25 protein-coding genes and 1 pseudogene are annotated in these 16,686 nt (G+C 46.3%); 15 read left to right on the top strand and 11 right to left on the bottom strand.

The genetic code is table 11. From position 1 onward, the window contains the following. Positions 1-64: 64 nt before the first annotated feature. Positions 65-1,228 (bottom strand): bifunctional phosphopantothenoylcysteine decarboxylase/phosphopantothenate--cysteine ligase CoaBC, encoded by a 1,164-nt coding sequence (gene coaBC / locus JCM16159_RS11005; protein ID WP_367834476.1) that lies wholly within the window; start codon positions 1,226-1,228, stop codon positions 65-67. A gap of 308 nt (positions 1,229-1,536) precedes the next feature. Between coaBC and JCM16159_RS11000 the strand changes: the two genes are divergently transcribed. The 4 genes and pseudogenes from JCM16159_RS11000 to JCM16159_RS10985 all read left to right on the top strand — a co-directional run bounded on the left by JCM16159_RS11000 (position 1,537) and on the right by JCM16159_RS10985 (position 4,461). After that, a complete protein-coding gene (locus JCM16159_RS11000) occupies positions 1,537-1,875 on the top strand; it encodes an AbrB/MazE/SpoVT family DNA-binding domain-containing protein (protein ID WP_054857897.1) in 339 nt (112 codons plus the stop codon). A 212-nt stretch (positions 1,876-2,087) separates the two neighbouring features. Next, positions 2,088-2,374 (top strand): annotated as a pseudogene (locus JCM16159_RS10995) (transcriptional regulator). A gap of 221 nt (positions 2,375-2,595) precedes the next feature. Then, complete coding sequence (locus JCM16159_RS10990; RefSeq protein WP_054857859.1) at positions 2,596-3,477, top strand: hypothetical protein; 882 nt, start codon at positions 2,596-2,598, stop codon at positions 3,475-3,477. A gap of 102 nt (positions 3,478-3,579) precedes the next feature. Further along, positions 3,580-4,461, top strand: coding sequence for a hypothetical protein (locus JCM16159_RS10985; protein WP_367834475.1), 882 nt, complete (start codon positions 3,580-3,582; stop codon positions 4,459-4,461). Here the strand turns inward: JCM16159_RS10985 and JCM16159_RS10980 are convergent. Further along, a complete protein-coding gene (locus JCM16159_RS10980; protein WP_054857857.1) occupies positions 4,458-5,090 on the bottom strand; it encodes an ATP-binding protein in 633 nt (210 codons plus the stop codon). The genes JCM16159_RS10985 and JCM16159_RS10980 overlap by 4 nt on opposite strands. A gap of 745 nt (positions 5,091-5,835) precedes the next feature. Then, positions 5,836-6,066 carry a hypothetical protein gene (locus tag JCM16159_RS10975; RefSeq protein ID WP_054857856.1) on the bottom strand — a complete coding sequence of 77 codons (231 nt, stop codon included), beginning with the start codon at positions 6,064-6,066 and terminating at the stop codon, positions 5,836-5,838. 689 nt (positions 6,067-6,755) lie between these two features. On the opposite strand from JCM16159_RS10975, the gene JCM16159_RS10970 reads away from it, so the two are divergent. After that, entirely contained in the window at positions 6,756-6,992 is a 237-nt protein-coding gene (locus JCM16159_RS10970; protein WP_054857855.1) for a hypothetical protein, read from the top strand. Then, the gene (locus tag JCM16159_RS17315) at positions 6,953-7,144 is read left to right on the top strand and encodes a hypothetical protein (RefSeq protein WP_243666707.1); all 192 of its coding nucleotides are present in this window, start codon (positions 6,953-6,955) and stop codon (positions 7,142-7,144) included. Before JCM16159_RS10970 ends, JCM16159_RS17315 begins: the two co-directional genes overlap by 40 nt. Here the strand turns inward: JCM16159_RS17315 and JCM16159_RS10965 are convergent. From JCM16159_RS10965 to JCM16159_RS19450, 3 genes are read right to left on the bottom strand one after another with little or no spacing between them, the layout of a single operon-like run. Then, positions 7,141-7,503 (bottom strand): hypothetical protein, encoded by a 363-nt coding sequence (locus JCM16159_RS10965; RefSeq protein ID WP_054857854.1) that lies wholly within the window; start codon positions 7,501-7,503, stop codon positions 7,141-7,143. The two genes, JCM16159_RS17315 and JCM16159_RS10965, sit on opposite strands and share 4 nt — an antisense overlap. A gap of 43 nt (positions 7,504-7,546) precedes the next feature. Beyond that, the gene (locus tag JCM16159_RS19455; protein ID WP_054857853.1) at positions 7,547-7,786 is read right to left on the bottom strand and encodes a thermopsin family protease; all 240 of its coding nucleotides are present in this window, start codon (positions 7,784-7,786) and stop codon (positions 7,547-7,549) included. Then, a complete protein-coding gene (locus JCM16159_RS19450; RefSeq protein ID WP_054857852.1) occupies positions 7,768-8,730 on the bottom strand; it encodes a thermopsin family protease in 963 nt (320 codons plus the stop codon). The genes JCM16159_RS19455 and JCM16159_RS19450 overlap by 19 nt, the downstream gene beginning before the upstream one ends. 103 nt (positions 8,731-8,833) lie before the next feature. Between JCM16159_RS19450 and JCM16159_RS10950 the strand changes: the two genes are divergently transcribed. Further along, complete coding sequence (locus JCM16159_RS10950; protein ID WP_054857851.1) at positions 8,834-9,511, top strand: TIGR00266 family protein; 678 nt, start codon at positions 8,834-8,836, stop codon at positions 9,509-9,511. A gap of 6 nt (positions 9,512-9,517) precedes the next feature. On the opposite strand, the gene JCM16159_RS10945 is transcribed toward JCM16159_RS10950, so the two are convergent. Together JCM16159_RS10945 and JCM16159_RS10940 are read right to left on the bottom strand one after the other, a co-directional pair. Next, complete coding sequence (locus JCM16159_RS10945) at positions 9,518-10,405, bottom strand: hypothetical protein (RefSeq protein WP_243666706.1); 888 nt, start codon at positions 10,403-10,405, stop codon at positions 9,518-9,520. After that, on the bottom strand, positions 10,312-10,746 hold the full coding sequence (locus JCM16159_RS10940; RefSeq protein ID WP_054857849.1) for a hypothetical protein: 435 nt from the start codon (positions 10,744-10,746) through the stop codon (positions 10,312-10,314). The genes JCM16159_RS10945 and JCM16159_RS10940 overlap by 94 nt, the downstream gene beginning before the upstream one ends. Positions 10,747-10,839: 93 nt before the next feature. On the opposite strand from JCM16159_RS10940, the gene JCM16159_RS10935 reads away from it, so the two are divergent. The 3 genes from JCM16159_RS10935 (at position 10,840) to JCM16159_RS10925 (ending at position 12,643) form a co-directional block, all read left to right on the top strand. Beyond that, positions 10,840-11,166: a nucleotidyltransferase domain-containing protein gene (locus JCM16159_RS10935; protein ID WP_367834483.1), complete on the top strand. Its 327-nt coding sequence runs from the start codon at positions 10,840-10,842 to the stop codon at positions 11,164-11,166. Between the two features lie 137 nt (positions 11,167-11,303). Further along, positions 11,304-11,537 (top strand): HepT-like ribonuclease domain-containing protein, encoded by a 234-nt coding sequence (locus tag JCM16159_RS10930; protein WP_243666705.1) that lies wholly within the window; start codon positions 11,304-11,306, stop codon positions 11,535-11,537. 32 nt (positions 11,538-11,569) lie between these two features. Beyond that, positions 11,570-12,643, top strand: coding sequence for a hypothetical protein (locus tag JCM16159_RS10925; RefSeq protein WP_054857847.1), 1,074 nt, complete (start codon positions 11,570-11,572; stop codon positions 12,641-12,643). Positions 12,644-12,681: 38 nt separating this feature from the next. Here JCM16159_RS10925 and JCM16159_RS10920 read toward each other — a convergent pair whose 3' ends face one another. The 3 genes from JCM16159_RS10920 to JCM16159_RS10910 are packed head-to-tail and all read right to left on the bottom strand — an operon-like array spanning position 12,682 to position 14,377. Further along, the gene (locus JCM16159_RS10920; RefSeq protein WP_243666704.1) at positions 12,682-13,431 is read right to left on the bottom strand and encodes a hypothetical protein; all 750 of its coding nucleotides are present in this window, start codon (positions 13,429-13,431) and stop codon (positions 12,682-12,684) included. Next, the gene (locus tag JCM16159_RS10915; RefSeq protein WP_243666703.1) at positions 13,400-14,143 is read right to left on the bottom strand and encodes a hypothetical protein; all 744 of its coding nucleotides are present in this window, start codon (positions 14,141-14,143) and stop codon (positions 13,400-13,402) included. Before JCM16159_RS10915 ends, JCM16159_RS10920 begins: the two co-directional genes overlap by 32 nt. A gap of 48 nt (positions 14,144-14,191) precedes the next feature. After that, positions 14,192-14,377, bottom strand: coding sequence for a hypothetical protein (locus JCM16159_RS10910; RefSeq protein ID WP_243666702.1), 186 nt, complete (start codon positions 14,375-14,377; stop codon positions 14,192-14,194). A gap of 160 nt (positions 14,378-14,537) precedes the next feature. Here JCM16159_RS10910 and JCM16159_RS10905 point away from each other — a divergent pair, with 160 nt between their 5' ends. From JCM16159_RS10905 to JCM16159_RS10890, 5 genes are all read left to right on the top strand, one after another. Continuing rightward, entirely contained in the window at positions 14,538-14,957 is a 420-nt protein-coding gene (locus tag JCM16159_RS10905) for a hypothetical protein (RefSeq protein ID WP_054857843.1), read from the top strand. A gap of 272 nt (positions 14,958-15,229) precedes the next feature. Beyond that, positions 15,230-15,415 carry a hypothetical protein gene (locus tag JCM16159_RS10900; protein ID WP_054857842.1) on the top strand — a complete coding sequence of 62 codons (186 nt, stop codon included), beginning with the start codon at positions 15,230-15,232 and terminating at the stop codon, positions 15,413-15,415. A gap of 313 nt (positions 15,416-15,728) precedes the next feature. Continuing rightward, the gene (locus JCM16159_RS10895) at positions 15,729-15,992 is read left to right on the top strand and encodes a hypothetical protein (RefSeq protein ID WP_054857841.1); all 264 of its coding nucleotides are present in this window, start codon (positions 15,729-15,731) and stop codon (positions 15,990-15,992) included. Positions 15,993-15,994: 2 nt separating this feature from the next. Continuing rightward, positions 15,995-16,168 carry a hypothetical protein gene (locus JCM16159_RS17305; protein ID WP_243666701.1) on the top strand — a complete coding sequence of 58 codons (174 nt, stop codon included), beginning with the start codon at positions 15,995-15,997 and terminating at the stop codon, positions 16,166-16,168. A gap of 141 nt (positions 16,169-16,309) precedes the next feature. Continuing rightward, positions 16,310-16,600, top strand: coding sequence for a hypothetical protein (locus JCM16159_RS10890; protein ID WP_054857840.1), 291 nt, complete (start codon positions 16,310-16,312; stop codon positions 16,598-16,600). Positions 16,601-16,686: the final 86 nt, after the last annotated feature.

Below are 16,686 nucleotides of genomic sequence, written 5' to 3'. Positions count from 1 at the left end.
GGCCCAATCATGGATAGGTATAAACCCAGTATTTCCCTCGCCAATTCACGCTTGTGCAATGGGCCTATCCTCCTGATAACCCCGTTCTTATCGAGGACGATAACCTCATCCCTCTCGGTACTAAAACCCCTACCCTTACCAACCAGGTGAGCCAGTGCCAAGTCCCAATCACCCTCACTAGCCTCCTTAGTGTCCTGGCGATCAACTCCTCCTCTGTGATCCCAACCTCGGCCTTGTAGGCTATTAGGAACGTATTTGGCGAGAATTTCTTCAGGTCCCTGGCGATCTTTGGCGCCTGAATAAGCTCTATCACCACCTTATCCAGGTCACTACTTATCTTTCCACTTACCCGATCCCTAACGTAGAAATCAAGCGGCGCTGCCGTGAGTATGGCCAGGTCATAATGACGCTTACTAACCAACTTAATGGCGGTATCGTACATCTCGAGCACGCTCTCGACCTTGTAAACCTCAACACCAGGTGGATCGCTAATGCTCACTGGTCCCTCTATCAGTGTTACCCTGGCGCCCCTGGCAGAGGCCTCCCTTGCAAAGTAGTAACCCGTTAAGCCGCTGCTTGGTGTGGTTATGTACTTCGTGGCGTCGATATACTCGTGGGTTGGCCCCGACGTAATAAGAACGGATAAGCCATCCATATCCCTTGGCGATAACAAGTCAATCACTGAGTCAACAACCTCCTGATTAGGCGCCAACTTCGCCTTACCCTCCTCAATGATGGGCTCCACAAAACGAACACCAAGGTCACGTAGTTTCTCAATATTCGCCCTAACGATTGGGTTCCTCCACATTGATTCATTCATTGCAGGAACGAGTAGTAATGGTACCCCTGAACCCAGGGCGGTCATTGCACACAGTGTCACCGAAGTGTCACCAATGCCGTTTGCGATCTTGCTTACTGTGTTTGCTGTGGCTGGCGCAATAACCACCGCATTAGCCGTTGTGCAGATATTAACATGCTCCGCGTAACCACTCAACTCCACGTATACGGGATTACCCGTAGCCCACTCCATGACCCTTGGGCCAAGTAACTCACTTGCCTCTCTGCTCATGAACGTGGTCACATCAGCCCCATGCCTAATCAACTCCCTGGCGATGTCAGGGACCCTATAAATGGAGATTCCACCAGTTAAGGCGAGCACAATCCTCTTACCCTGTAATAACCTGCTCTTTGAGCCTCTGATTAATTCAACGTCCTCCCTAAAGGGCACGGCTAATACAAAATCACTGGGTTATTAAGTTATTCAGACCATGCGATTCCAATCACCATTCATGACCCAACCGCGTCATCACTATGCACTAATGCGCTGCAACTCATATTTAAGCCTGTGGTGCCTTGTGAAGATTATCGGAAAGTATTTACTGAGATAGTATTTAGTCTTTTATTTTATTTTCAATTACTAATTAAATCCACACTATAAGTCATGGGTTAATTAATTAAAAATGTGGTGTTTCACGTTGGTTTCATAATTCTGTTTCACAAAATTCCTTAAAAAAAATAATTATCACGTTATCGATGATGGCAATCACAGAGGAAATAAAGATTGGTAGAAAAGGTTTGCCGGTAAGTGAATTACCATATACAATAAAGGTATACATAAATAACCAAGTCCTAATACCAGCAAACCTAATTAGGTCACTGGCGCTCGATAAGGTTAAGTACGCTGACATAATCATAGAGTATAATGGACAAAGGATTAAGCTAAGTAATGTTAAGCTTCTTAAGACGAAACATACCATGTCCAGGCAATTCACCATACCCAGGGAGGTCAGGGAGAAGTACGGCATTAAGCCATTCGATGAAGTGGTAATTCAGATGATAATACCGAAACAAAGGGCAATTAATAACGTGGAATAACGCAGTATAGGGAATTAAAATTATCTCTTGGTCGTTATTAAAACGTTGCAATACTAATCTTAATAGAACAGGCAGTTCATCACATTGAATCGCTTATTACACAAACGCCGTCACTTTGCAGTTTAAGGTAAATGACCTTAATCGTTAGTTACGCATTTCCTGCATTGTCGGATCACGTAATGCTTATTAAGTGGTGATGCACGTGATTTTTAATGAATAGGGATAAGGCTGTCGGTACTGGGTTGCTTGTGGTGTCGATAGTGATTATACTGGCCTACATATACCTAACATTCTTCACGCCATACACAACGTTGGTGCTTCAAATAACTGATACGCTAATAATAATCGTGGTCTTCGGAATACTCGCCTGGGTAGCTACGCACTAGCCACAACACCACCGCCAAAGCCCATTGAGGAGATTGAGAAGGAGATCGAGGCTGAGCTCAAGAAGCTTGAAGAGGAGACAAAGCAGGAACAACAAAAGACCCAGCAACAATAACAAAATCATCAAAATCAAATCATCACTAAAATACATCAACCCTTAATGACCTCCATTCAATTATAGCAATACATTACCTAAAGTGCTAAATTAATTAATAGACATTCACGAAATCAACACCTGTGTGGCGGCGGTGGTTGGACACTAACGGCATTACTATGGGATAACTTAAAAGCATTGCATCGACTTTAGTCATTGCAGTGTATTGTATTGGTGGTTGAATGAGATCCACTGCAAGTAGTCTCAATGACGTTGAGAGATTTAGGATGATACTTAGGGCATTGATTAATGGTGAGCGCATTGATGTTGACCAAGGCATTATTAGGTTAGCTGGTCTCAATAAGGTGTTACTTCATGTCCTTAGGGTTGTTGACTATCGAGGTGAGTTGCGGTGGAGGCAGGAGGATGGTCTAAGGAGAATTATTAACGTTGTTTCTGAGATTGAGGATGCACTGGATGGTATTGAGCATGCCTTCATTAAGTTAATTAAACCAGTCGTGTATGTGCCTGCTGATGTTGATGTGCTCGTTGAGAGGGACCAAGTGCTGTTGGCTGTGGCTAAATTGACTAGGCTTGGTTATAGGTTGCTGCTTTATGAGCCCTACACAATAACACTTGTTAAGGATGGCATTAACGTTGACCTATATGTACATCCATCAGCTGCCAACCTCACCTACGCCAGGGGTGAGGAATTCCTTAGGTTAAGGACTCGTGGTGAGTATCACGGGATTGAGGTAAATACGATAGATAGGCATGCCGAGGTCGCACTAACGATACTACACGCCATTTATAAGGAGGGTATTTTAACGCTTAATGATGCCATGACAATAATGACTTGGCTAAGTAATGATGCCGTGAAACTATGCGAACAGTTAAGGTGTAGGAACGCGATGGAATTAGCCTTATCCGTAATACTATCATCGATCACTGGATCATTAGTATTGCCGTATAAGTTATCACTGGGCATCTGGGCAGTAAACCTACTAGCAAGAGTTCTAGGTCGCAGGGAGTACGTTCCGTCACTAATGCAGGGAATTAGGAGGATTTGGGACTCAAGATCAATTACGCAATTCACTAATCGTGTCATGAGAATAAGCTATTAAATACTGCTTTCCATAATACGGTCGTAACTTAAGCCACAAACCCTTATAAATAAGGAGCAATAATTTCAATCATGATGTCTTTTCGTGGTGATTTTTTTGCGTTTGTTGAGGGAGGATGAGGAGTTTAGGTTTGCTGTGATGGGCTTACTCGGTATTACTGATGTTCAGTCTTCGATTAGGCAGTTGGTTAGTGCGGTTGGTGAGTTGACGAAGACTGTCCAAAGGCTTGCCGAGGGTCAGGATAGGCTTTGGCAAGAGGTTAGGGCTTTGAGGGAGGACCAAGGCAGGCTTTGGCAGGAGAATAATAAGATTTGGGAGGAGATTAAGGCCCTACGTGAAGGTCAGGAGAGGCTTTGGCAGGAGGTTAGGGCACTCCGTGAGGATCAAAACAAGCTATGGCAAGAAAACAACAAGATTTGGCAGGAAATCAAGGCATTAAGGGAGAGCCAGGATGCCATGAGAACGGACATAAACAGGCTATGGGAGGAGAATAAACGAATAAACGAGAACATCGAGCGATTATGGCAGGAGAACAGGAGAATCAACGAGAACATAGAAAAACTATGGCAAGAAAACAACAAAATATGGAGGGAGATAAGGAGTATTAGGAGGACTTTGGAGCATGTGACGTTGTCGATAGAGGAGGAGGCTAATGATGTTGTTCAGTATTTCCTTAGGCAGAGGGGTATTGCTGTGGAGACTAAGCCTACGCATTTCAATAGTAGATTTGAGTTTGATGTTTATGGGACTAATGGGCAATTGACGATTGTTGGTGAGGCTAAGACTAGGGCTAGTCCTAACACTGTTAGGAGGGTTGTTGAGAAGATAGATGATGCTGTTAAGGCAATGCCCGACAAATTCCCTGGAAGGGTCATCAAGGTAATTTACTGCCTAAGGGCCATGCCGGGCGCGGTCGAGGAGGCTAATAGGCTTGGTGTTTGGTTCCTTGAGTCTGGTAGGGAGAGAAATTCACCGAGCATTTAATGATTTGGCTTGGCTATATTTAATTCCTTTATTAACTTAATTAGGGATTGAATCGGTGTACCACTGCTCGTGTCCACGCTAACCAGATTGAGGGACTTAGCCAATGCATTATATATTACCCACTGCCTCGGTAGTATCCTTGCGGTTGGTTCACGGCCTTTACGCTTAATTAATGTCTTGAGGTCGGCAATTACAAACACGTTCTTACAGTGTTTGATCGCCAACGCCAATGTCGCCCTACCCCACAGCGTCTTGAGGAAGCTTGGCTCAGTGGTTACGCAAATCCACACCAGGAAGTCTAGAAGCCCTCTCTCACCAATCACGGTCTCGTAAAAGCCAGACATTATGAACCTGAAGAACCAGTTGGGCAGCACTGATATGAATTCCAGGAACCACCAAAGGGGCCTTAAGTTCCTCGGTATTGAAATTCCGTAATAAGGATTATCAATACCCCTCATGCTTGGGAATAGCGCCAGGAACCTGGCCAGTAGCGATGCAGCCATATGCGAGCCCCTAATCCAGGAAATCCTAACGTAATCGTCCCTCATCACGTATTGAGCAAGTAACTGCGCCAATGTGCTCTTCCCAGACCCATCAGGTCCGAAGAGACATATCCTATCATGACCCATCGACAGCGCCTAGGCAAGTAAGTATTTAACGTTTTCACGACCCACTAACCCCTGTAGCACATTCAACGCGTCATCCGATAGTCACTCCTCACCGATTAGCATTAACGACCTTTTAATCCTAACCCTCGAGAAGGCTCCCATGATGTTTCACGAAGCAATGCCCTGACCCCTTGAAATTTCGCTCCTCATGTTACTTAGCATCCCATTTAATATGCTTACCAATGTAGTTATAGCCACACTTGGTACTCATTACATTGTAATTAATAGGTATTATGAAAATTATTAGTATGATGCAATAATAAATAATTAAAACATGTTAAGTTATTCAAAGAATAAGTATGAAGATCGTATAATTTTTAATAATTTATCCTCAATCAGCATGGCTTTATTACCTAAGGGAAGAATTTCCATAAATGAGGAATTCACCATTAAGTAGGAGAGTAGTTTCATTAACGAGCTTAATGGTCCTTAGTGCGGTCTTTTCCAAAAATCATCTAGGATATTAGCGATTTTATCAAATCTTTCCTACGTACTCCTCTCACGTAAATTCATACAAAACTATTAATTAATTATTACATAGATAAGGAAGAACATTAGCATTACTCTTGGTCAGGTCGATTTTGTTGTTCCTGTCCTTGCTTCTTTCTATTTAGTCCTATTATTCCGGCTATTAGGTGTCCTTCGGCAATCCATGTGAAGGTATGCGTAGTCCAGGAGTTCCTCCCTGCCCGTTTCACGGAATTCCCTAATCATGTGGTCCGCGATCTCCCTTAGTCCTCACATCATCCCACGTGTATTCCTCGTAGGGCTTGACCGTTATTAAGTACCTAAGCTTCTCCTCATCCTTCTTCGTATAGTACTTCGTCCTGGCAACGGGCATCATGGATAGGTAACCCCTTAATGCCGTGGTCTCAGACTGCGTAATCACGTTCTTAATTGCCAAGACATCAATTAATGAATTGCCGAAGCCAAGCATTGATCGAGAGAGCTCATAAATATTAACCCTAATACCGCTGAGCTCATTCTCAATATTCGCAAGTTTCCTTTCCGCATTCTCAAGCCTACCCTCCTCTCGGTGCTCTCGAATCTTCTCTCAACATTATTAAGGCTCTTCCCAACCTCCTCAGTCCTATTCCCAAGTCCTTCTTCGACCTTATTGATCCTATCCTCAAGCTTATTTAGCCTAAACTAATTAATTTAATGCATGGAACCTGAATCACCCAAGTAATTAGGGATGCTGAGTATGGTCAACTCTCCATCAACGCCATCAAGGCATCCATCACAAACTGATGATACATAGTTAACTATGGCCTTAGGCAGTTAGCCGCGGTGCTGAGCAGGCCAGGAATGCGAGGAGATTGAGCTCATGAAGATACTACTTGATGGTGATTGCAATGTACTTTACGGGTTAATGAAGTTCATGATGGAATTGGGAATCGAGATTGGGAATCATACCTGAATTCGCATTGGCAATTTATGAGAAGGGCCTTTGGATGTCATTTACCCTATGCGTTGACCTTGATCAAAGTAAAATATTTATACAATCATTAATTACTTTATTATTTATATAATTAATCCTGGACCCAGCAGTATTTTCTTCAAGGAACTATAGAAAAATATGTTCTATGGCTTAAGCCTTAAAAATTGGATTAAATATAATAGTGTGTGGACTTAGACCCAATATCACTGGTCAATAATGCACGGAAGGACCTTCAAACAATGGCAAACCTTGTGAGCACCTATGAAAATACGAGGGATACTAACATCCTCAGCAATATTATGAAACTAAGCCTATCAATCTACGATAATGCCGTAAAGGCCTTCCTAGCTGTTAAGGGCATTAGGGTTAGGGACCCGAGCACTTGGTCCAGGTCGCCCGTGATTTCATACCAAATGAAGTAATAAGCAATGACTTAAGGGATTTCTTAACCAAATGCTCATCATCAATTGAATGCGATGGGAGTACAATCACGGCAGTGATCAGAGAGTTGGAGAAACTCGTTAATTACGCGCATGCTGCGTCAACACATAGGGTTCTCCATAGCGGTCTCTAACCTTTAATACCATACTTACTAATTAATTCCTTGATTAAAATTTCCAAATCCTCCCTCTTGATCATCCTACTCTCAATATCATCAAGCCTCTTCTCAATGTCACTAATCCTAGCCCTCAACGCATCTAAGTCTCCATAACCTCCAGTCGGTATTACAAGGGCTGTTAGTATCCTCAGAAGCATTGCCGGCAGTACCAATGGTAATGACGCCGTCAGTGCCATGAGCCTAATGAGTATTTCCGGCCTATTCATCAAAGCCCTAACTAAGGCATCCGGGTTCGTCGTTAACAAGTCATTTAAGGCATCAATGAGCAATCCAGGGTTTTTCTTAAGTCTCTCAATATCCTCATTAGTAACCATACACTGATTTATTCAATGCATACTTTAATAAATACTACAGTTACTAACCACCCAACTTCTGGTAATTATTATGACCAACCACCAACTCAGCCGTTGAAGGCCCAATGGGCAGTACGTAAACATTGACCGCGTACTCGCCTGTGGATATGCCGAAGGAATAGGTTATTGGGTATGGAACCCACGAAGTACCATTCCAATAAAACAGTGATAGGTATGCATTCAAATCCCTAAACTCAACACCACCGCCATTACCTGGCCCGCCGATTACGAATTCGGTATCCATGGGCCAACCATATGGGCCTCAGTGAGGCTGGTCACTATGTAGGCCGTGGCGTTTGGGATTGGTATCAACTCATGGGCAAACCAATTAATCCTTGGGTTAAAGGTCTCATTGCCCAACTGAAGCAGTGCATAACCGTAGTTAATCACTACACCGTAATTCGTCGAGTTCACGGCAATTATTAACTCACCAACCATCGGGGTCTCGAAACACCCAAATACGCACTTACCCTGCTCATAAATAACGTTCTTGTACGAACCAATGTAATTAACGACATCCACCTCACCCTGGAACCAATACTGACCACCCAATACTACCAAGGCATCCTGAACCCAGTGAATGACGTAATTATCACCGTACTTAATGACTACGTATGCATTCAACTGAAGCGAGAAGCCTGGTTCAGCGGTGCCCGTTGAATTCTCTATGCACGCATTGGTTATATTGAAGAGCCCAAGCACGGCGTTGGTCGTGATGTTGCTGTAGTCCGGCCCGTAATAGACCGCGAGGCCCATGGCCGTGTAATTAAGAACCCTGTAGGTAATCCCGGTATTACCACAGACGAGTAAGCCGTAGTTGCCGGGGCCGGGGCTAACCACGTAAATGCCAGGCACAGAACTAAACCAGGTATAATTATTTGGCGCCCCAGGCCCACCACCCCATGCGCTTAGTTGGGAATTGGTGAGTAGGTAAACGTATGAGCCATTAATAACCTCAACAAACAGGGGCTCACCATTGGTTAGGCTCACATTGACGAGACTCCAGGAAGTGCATGGGCCGCTCACAGGCCTTGTGGTTAGCACTGGTACGTTTATTGTACCGTTAATCACATGGTTCATCACGTAATTAATACCTGAAAGCACCAGGCCATTGAGCGACGGATTTACTAAAAATGCCGATACAACTAATGCAATGATTATTAATAATACCGCATCCCCCAGCCTCATTACGCAATCAACATAGAAATTATTAATAAACTAAACTCACCAGCAAAACCAACCTGACTCTTTAAAATCAACCTTTAAATACGTTAGTAATTAGGTAATTACCATGGCAAACTTCAAAATAATGGGTAACGACATTCAGCATCTATACGTTGAGTTGGGACCTAACGAGAAGATCTATGCCGAGGGCGGCCATCTCGTTTGGAAGTCCTCAAGCGTCAACATAAAGGCGACGACAGGGGGAGGCCTACTGACTGGGTTAAGGAGGGCAATAACTGGGGCCAGCTTCTTCGTGCTGGAGCTTGAGGGCCCTGGAGCAGTGGATATCGCGGGCTTCGCGCCGGGTAAGATAGTTAGGATTGACCTGAATGGTAATGGCATCATGGTGGAGCACAGGGCTTTCCTGGCCATGGAGCCCACGGTGAATTACGACGTTAAGCTGGTTGGTTTAGGCTTCGGCTGGCTTGGTGGTGAGGGTTTGCTCATGGCTAGGCTTCATGGTTATGGAGGCGTATTCCTACACGCGATTGGTGATGCCCTAATGCTTGAGCTTGGCCCCGGCGAGAGCGTGGACGTTGAGGCCGGCCACGTACTGGCCTTTGATGAGGGCATGAGAGTCGGCATCAGGCGCGTCGGTGGACTGAGGACGATGATCTTCGGCGAGGAGGGACTGTGGCTGGCGCATGTTGAGGGGCCAGGTAGGGTTTGGCTAAGGACACTTAGTAGGCAGCAGATGATAATGGGCCTAATGCCGGAGTTGGCCAATGTGGTGAGATCAGGTTAGGACGGGTTAAACGTTCTCGGTAATCTCCCTAATAACGTCACTTGGTTCAACACCTATCGACCTCTTACCCGCCATCACCCTGAGTACCCAGTAATAGGCAGGTAATTGGGGCAGTATGGTTATTACATTGCCCGTATTCACATCCCTGACCCAAGGCTCACTAGGTAACTCACTCAGTCTCAACTCATAGTCGTAAACATTGAGGAACACGTTCATGGAAAGAAGTTCATCAAAGGCCATGCGGGCTGCATCGCCAAGCCCATGAGCCCTGGCCTCGGCAATGTTGAGCCCATACCTACCGGCTTCCTCAAGGAAGGCCAGTACGCCATTAACACCGCTCAACTTAATTATCACGTCCCTAAGCCACTTCTCGATGCTCCAATCATTGTTAAATACAATCCTCGCCAACTCCCTGAGATTACCGCCAGTTAATTGCCAGAGAAGCTCAGTATCTATTGAGGTGCTTGGCTTGGCCTTCGTTGTGACCTCATTGAGTACGTCCATGAAATCAGCCTTCGGTATATACCAGAGCAGTAACCCCTCGAGCAATCCCTTGCCGCCGTATTTCCTAACCACATTGACGGCGCCCTGGTCACTAAAGCCAAACACAACAGATAAGCCCTGGACCTTGTCCATGGTTGGGAAGTTCTCAAAATGCTCCGCATAGCTCATAACCTCACCCTCAATAGGCCCATAACCAACCTGGGCATTGTCGGGTGCGTTAAGCATGGACCTATACCACTTATCCAGCTCATCAAATATGAGCACAACGTACTTATCCCTAATCACCGCATCATCACTCACGCCCCTAATGATGTCCATAAATAACCTACCAACACCAACCACGGCGCCAAGACCAACCCTATCAAGTACTGGCCCCAAGTCCCTCTCCACAGCCTAATTATTGAATCCCCAACACCACCCGCTAGGCCAGGTATATAAGCCCTGACAGCGTTCATGAAGCCCTTCTCCTCGAAATTAACGTAAATCACTATGACGTCACTCCTGACCTCACTGAGTGCCCTAGCCAGGTTCATGAGTAGCGTCGATTTACCACAACCCAATGGCCCATAGACAACCCTAACACCAACTAACCTATCGACAAGTCTCCCAACCTCTAACTCCCTATCCCTAAAGGCTATTGGGAAACCAACAGCACCGCCGAAGTATGCACCGTAGCCTTTAACAATCCTAGCCAACTCACCAATGTCGATACCGGCTAATGTATTAACCACGGGTAATTACCAACGCCACAGTTTAATAACACTTAATTTAACTGGCAATGAGGAATGCAGGACCTAACCAAATTTCCCTAGCGAGAATTCAACATCGAATTCGCAATACTCTTTGGCTCAAGGGCAGGTGGGAAGATCGTTAAGGGCGACTGGGACATCGCGGTCTGGTTTAATGACATCAACGAGTACGCGGACCCATTGGCATCACTAGCCAGGTTCCTAGGCGTTAGGGAGGACCTGGTACCGCTTAATTATAGACTACCCTGCCAATTAATAATCGAGATACTCCGCCACAGGCCAATATACGTCAGGGACATTGGGAAATACCTAGACACTAGGTTTAGGCTTCAGAACCTATGCATCGACTTCTTCATAAGTATGAGGAGGCTCGGCCTCGGTGAGCCACCATGGCCGTTATAGGCAGGTTACTGAGGATGATGGAGGAGGGAGGCACTACTCAATAGGTACTCACCCCGATGAATTAGGTGATGTAAAGGCATCCTATTATAGACACAGGCCCAGGCATTAATCGACCTAGCCAGAGGGCAGCCATGCTAATGGGCATGGAGGTCAGTGACTACGTGGATGCTGACGAGAAGCTAAGCATACTCGGTGTGATAAGTCCCGAGTACCTGAGGCTCTATAAGTCCGTAGTGGCCTTTAGGAACATGGTTGTTTATCAATACGCGGTAATCGATATCGAGGTTATTAGGAGGATCATAGCGAATAAGGAGTATAGGAAGGTTACGGAACTCGCCAGGAAAATAGCCAGCAGGATCAATGACCCATAAAGCTATTAAAGCAGGCAAGCCACCAACACACCATGGGACTGAGTAATTGGTGGTATTACACAGGCTCAGCAACAAAGGCAATAACAATAATAGGCATAGTGGCGATAGCCCTCTTGGTTGTGGTGGTTGCGAGCCCGCATGTTAAGCCCCTACAGCCGGTAGGTAAGGCGTTGGGCTTGGTCCAGGTAAAGACGCAAGTCCAGACGATTTACGTGCCCGTGAACCACACCGTGTACGTTAACCAGACAATAGTTAAGGTGGTGAACCAGACAGTGCCAATCTACATAAACAGGACTGTCTACGTGTACGTGGGTAATTCCTCGTTGGCTGCCCTGGAGGCCGTTGCCGGTAGGTGCGCTGGGGACTTGGTCATACTCCCAAACAACACCGCGTGGTTCGTGTTCGTGTGGCTAATACCCAGGGACTACCTAATGAACAACCCAATCCTCTACCGCGACTTCGTGACCACGGCATACACCGTCTACTACAACTCAACAACTCACTACGCCCAGTTAACTACAGGAGGTCTCCACTTCTTTTTCTACGGCCTAGCGCCAGAGCAAATGGGCCTATTCACTTACGGCTTCTGCTACTTGGATAACGTCACCATAAATGGCTACTACGCCGCGGTGTGCGGGGACACTATTGGGGCTGGGCCTGTAGCCATACAGGCAGGGGAATTTCCACCCGCTGAGTTGATAAACATAAACGGCGTTTACTACCAGAAGTACACATTAATTGCGGTTGGTGATTCGCCGGTATTTGCTGGTTCGCAGATCATACTGAGTAATCGCACTTATAGCAATGTGACGCTTGTGATACCGCAGGTTAATACGACGTATACGGGAATCATGATCTACCACAGCGGTATAGCCATGGACGGCACATTCTATCCAATAGATACGCTGGGCCCAACCTGCAACATAACCGTGGTATACGCACCAAACCCACAGGCCGCACTATACATAACACTACCACAGGACTACATAAAGTACTGGGAGGAGGCGGACATATCGGTTTGGGGACGCTACAACCCATATGACGTGTATATGGGCTACTATGTATGGAGTGTAGGATGGCAACCGTTAAATGAGACAAATTCATAAGTTATTTTTAAATTGAAAGTTTTAAAATAAAAATAAAATTATATTCCTCCTTGTGGTTTGCATGTGTATGTTACGCTGAATGATGCGCTGCCTGTTGCGCCTGATGCACTTCCGCTATCTGGGTTTGCGGACGTGCTTTGCGGGCTTATGGAGCATGAGGAGTAGCCGCTTGGCGTGCTCGTGATCGAGGCTTGGAAGTTCACCGTGCTCGACGCCGTTATCGACCATGAAGCGCTTGACGAGCCGCTCTTGCTACCGCTGGCTCCGCCGCTCCACGACACCTGCCAGCCGGCCCCGTAGGAGTCCTGCACAGAGACGCTAATCGAACCGGAACCCCCTCTACCGGTCCTGTCGCAGTTTATTGTTATTGTTTCTGTGAATGAGTTACTCGCGGTCCATTTTTGGCCTATGCCGTATGGGCTACCACTCGCGGTGCAGCCGCTGGGTAGGCCCCCAACTTCGAATAGGTACGTGAGGCCGCTGCCGAGGGGTTGATTATACGGCCCACCATTACCACTGCCGCTCCACTGATTAACATTGATTGTGGACCCACTAATGTACTGGTCCAGGTACACAGTCCAAGAAACACCACTTGGCGCATTAACATAGACAGTCACGGTAGGTGAGCTGCTGCCACCTCCGCCACCGTTATTGCTTTGGCATGAGGCGCTCACATATTCGGTAAAGCTCTCGATTGGCGTGAACTTCTGGCCCCAGTTATATGGTTTGGCTGGATTGGCGACGGGGTTTTTGCAATTACCGGCGTATATATATATAGAACGTAACATAGCTGAACCAGTACGTTATGCCGCCGTACATTATGATGTGGTAGGTGGCGGTGGTGGAGCCGTATGGCGTGAACCAAGAGTAAACCTCAATTGGCTGGATATTTGGTGCGGACACCCACACATCTAGGTCATAGAAGGCGATGCCGTATGGCGCCGAGACATCAACCGTTACGTTATATGCCTGGGGCTGCCCAGCGCAGTTTACGTTAAAGACTACGGTTTGGCCTGCAGTGGCTGTCGTATTGGCTGGCGCTATGGTACATTGGCTGGCGGCTGCGAAGTACACCACTGTGTGGGGCGTCACCGGTATTAACCACGTAGCGCTGGAGGCCCCGCTCTTGTACCCGGAAATAAGGCCATAAGTGCAGAGTCCATTGTTGCAGGTCCAACCGTAATGCGGCGTGGTATTGAACCCCCACTTCACCACCCAGAAGGCATTGCTTGGGTCGTTTACCACCACGTCTATGAGGCTGGGACTGGGTTGTGATTGCGTCTGAGGTATTAGTGGTATTGAGTTAATCGTTGATACGTTGGCGCTGAATTCCTTAATAATGCCTGGGTAATTCGTTGATGATGCCAATACCGCCATTGACGCCGGTTCATAGTTTAGGCCTAGGGTGTAAACGTAGTATTGGTTGGTCCCTAGCACCAGGCCAAGTGCAATGGTTAGTGCCAGCGTGAGTCCTTCGAGGACCAGGTCAGCCAGGGCCATAACCAGGCACCCAGTAACCCGTGACATTACCTGTGGATTTAATCACAATCACGCAGTCATCCAGAAACAATAGGCTTCACCGTTAATGCCTGAGAGACTTATGACAAGATAGTAGCCGGGATCCACCATGCTGGGTATTGAGTACTCCGCATGCGCATCATACGGAAAGTAAAGGGAACCATTGACTAGGTAAGCAATGCAGGACTTGGATAATTGGGTAAGCCTCGTGTTCATCCTACCCATCGTTGATTATGCCTGGTACGCTGTGTACAGGTAATCACCTAATAGGTATATTACTAGGGATGCGGCGATTATTAACAGCGTGAGGACAACAATACCGCCTATGGTGAAGTCCCTCGACATATCACTAATTACTTAACAGGGCATTAAAGCATTGAGGAATTACCTAAACCCACGTATTGCATTTTACGTTGCGCTTAAGTCCGTGGCTAGGGGCGTTGGTAATTACGTTGTTGAGACCGTGCAGGAAACCCGGCGGGCAATGGATATGTCCCTTGATGCGCTGGCTATTATTAATGCCAGGTTTGGCGCACTTAGGATTATTGATAGGGACCTCGTAATGCAATTGGTTGATGAGGCCCTTGTGGAGTTATTGAGTGGACGTGGTTCCTTGGTGGACGTTAGAATCGTGGTTAATAATACCATGGTTAAGCCCGAGGACTTAGCCGGAGTTAATGATTATGCCGACGTGACGGTAGTAACCGGTGAGGAAAATATCATAGTGAAGGCGTGGGTAGCCAAGGAATTGCTCAGGGTGATGGGCTCAGTTAAGGACTTAAAAGCACTGCACTAGCGTAGTTACTGGTTTGGTGAGGAGAGAGGAGGTGCCTGACACTTGATGAGTGCGGCTATACACTGATTTCTTATGAGGGTAACTAATCATTAATGAGTCAGGGCAGGTCAGTCTCCTCACTGGTCAGTACTGCAATGAATCATCACTAATCAATTAACCGCATTAGGACTCAAAAACACTACTGTTCATTTAAAATAATAACAGAAAGATAGATACTTTCCAGGAACAGGATAATTAAGCCCAAAAACCATGCTCATCCATGACTTTCAATTATGAGCCCGACGAAGGCCATTGACGAGGCACTAGTAATAATTGGCAGGGCCAGGATGGGAAAAATACCCTACGACGAAGCCCTTGATAGGCTCTGGGAAATACTCATAAACCTATACTTCGAATTGAAAATTACAAACGTCATCAACGACGAAGCTCTGGAATTAAAATCACAACTAATGAATTAATTCACACAGGAATTCATCATGAAAAATAGGGCTGCCCGTAATGGTTCAAAATCGAATATCATGAGACCCACGGCTTTGAGGCGAAAGCTTAAATTTACCATAAAACCAACCTTCATATAGCCCGTAGTCTAGTCCGGCTAGGATGCTGTCTCCATGCCTCTCGGCTCGGTTTAGGGACTCGTTGATTGGCTTCGTGGCTTTAACAACCTTTTAATCATTAATTAGTTCGCTACTTAGTCTCCTCGAAACCCTGAGGGGCTTGGTATTGGGTAATCGCCATGTATAAAAGCAGGTATGAAATCGCATTAAATGAATGGGCAGTGTCAAACTAATACTAGTCGGCATCATTGGCGCGCTACTATTCGCAACCCTCTACCTACTCATTGTTTGGCTTCAACTCTACCTGCTTGGTGATTCCTGGTTCCTACACTGCCTAGGCCCATACTCACTACTCGCCATTCGTATTGGACTCATTGGGATCAGCCTAATGCCGGTGATTATTGATGCCGCTGTTTTAGCCGTACTTGTACTAACTAACCTTGGTTCATTGAGTGTGTTGGATAAGCCTTTGGTTTAACGGTGATTGCCTCCGTAATAACCGCCTCAATAGCCTCGCTTGCTTATTCGCTCGTCATTCACGGGTTGAGTGGCTTGGCTATCTACGAGGTTAACTCGCTCGTGGTATTTGTGGCGTTGATGATTGATGTAATTGCAATAACGGCAGTATGCATGCTAATCAGGGTTAGGGAGTGAGTCCGCAGGACCCACTCATCCTCAGCAATCAATTAGTCACCAGGGACGTCGAGACATTCGCTGACTTAGCCTATTCGAGGTCATCGAGGTTAATGGCCGTAGGTTTTATGCCTATTCTCCGGGGATAGGTCCGTCGGCGCATTGAGGTGCGCCAAGGTATTTGCATTAGATAATGACTGCGAACCAGTATGGAGGATGGGTAAGGGTTGTGAATGCATCAGGTGCGACTTACTCATGAATATTTTCATCGGCTTTAACGGTGGTAGCCTTGAGCTGGGCCCGGTAAGGCTACAACAATTCATCACGTATTTACTAAACGCCTTCAGCAACTGCGGGGACAACTGCATGATGACAATACCGGGATTAATAAACAGGGCAGACAACGAAGGATTAAGGAGGGAACTAGGCACACTCATGGAGCTACCATCATAGCGCCAGCACCCACTAACTACCTCGATCAAACCTCCTCAACCCTAGTGCTACCCCACTCATCACCTATTGCGAGCCTTAGCCTCACT

The organism is Vulcanisaeta sp. JCM 16159, assembly GCF_001316265.1.
Classification (GTDB): Archaea; Thermoproteota; Thermoprotei; order Thermoproteales; family Thermocladiaceae; genus Vulcanisaeta.
This window is presented reverse-complemented; position numbering and strand designations above follow the sequence as displayed.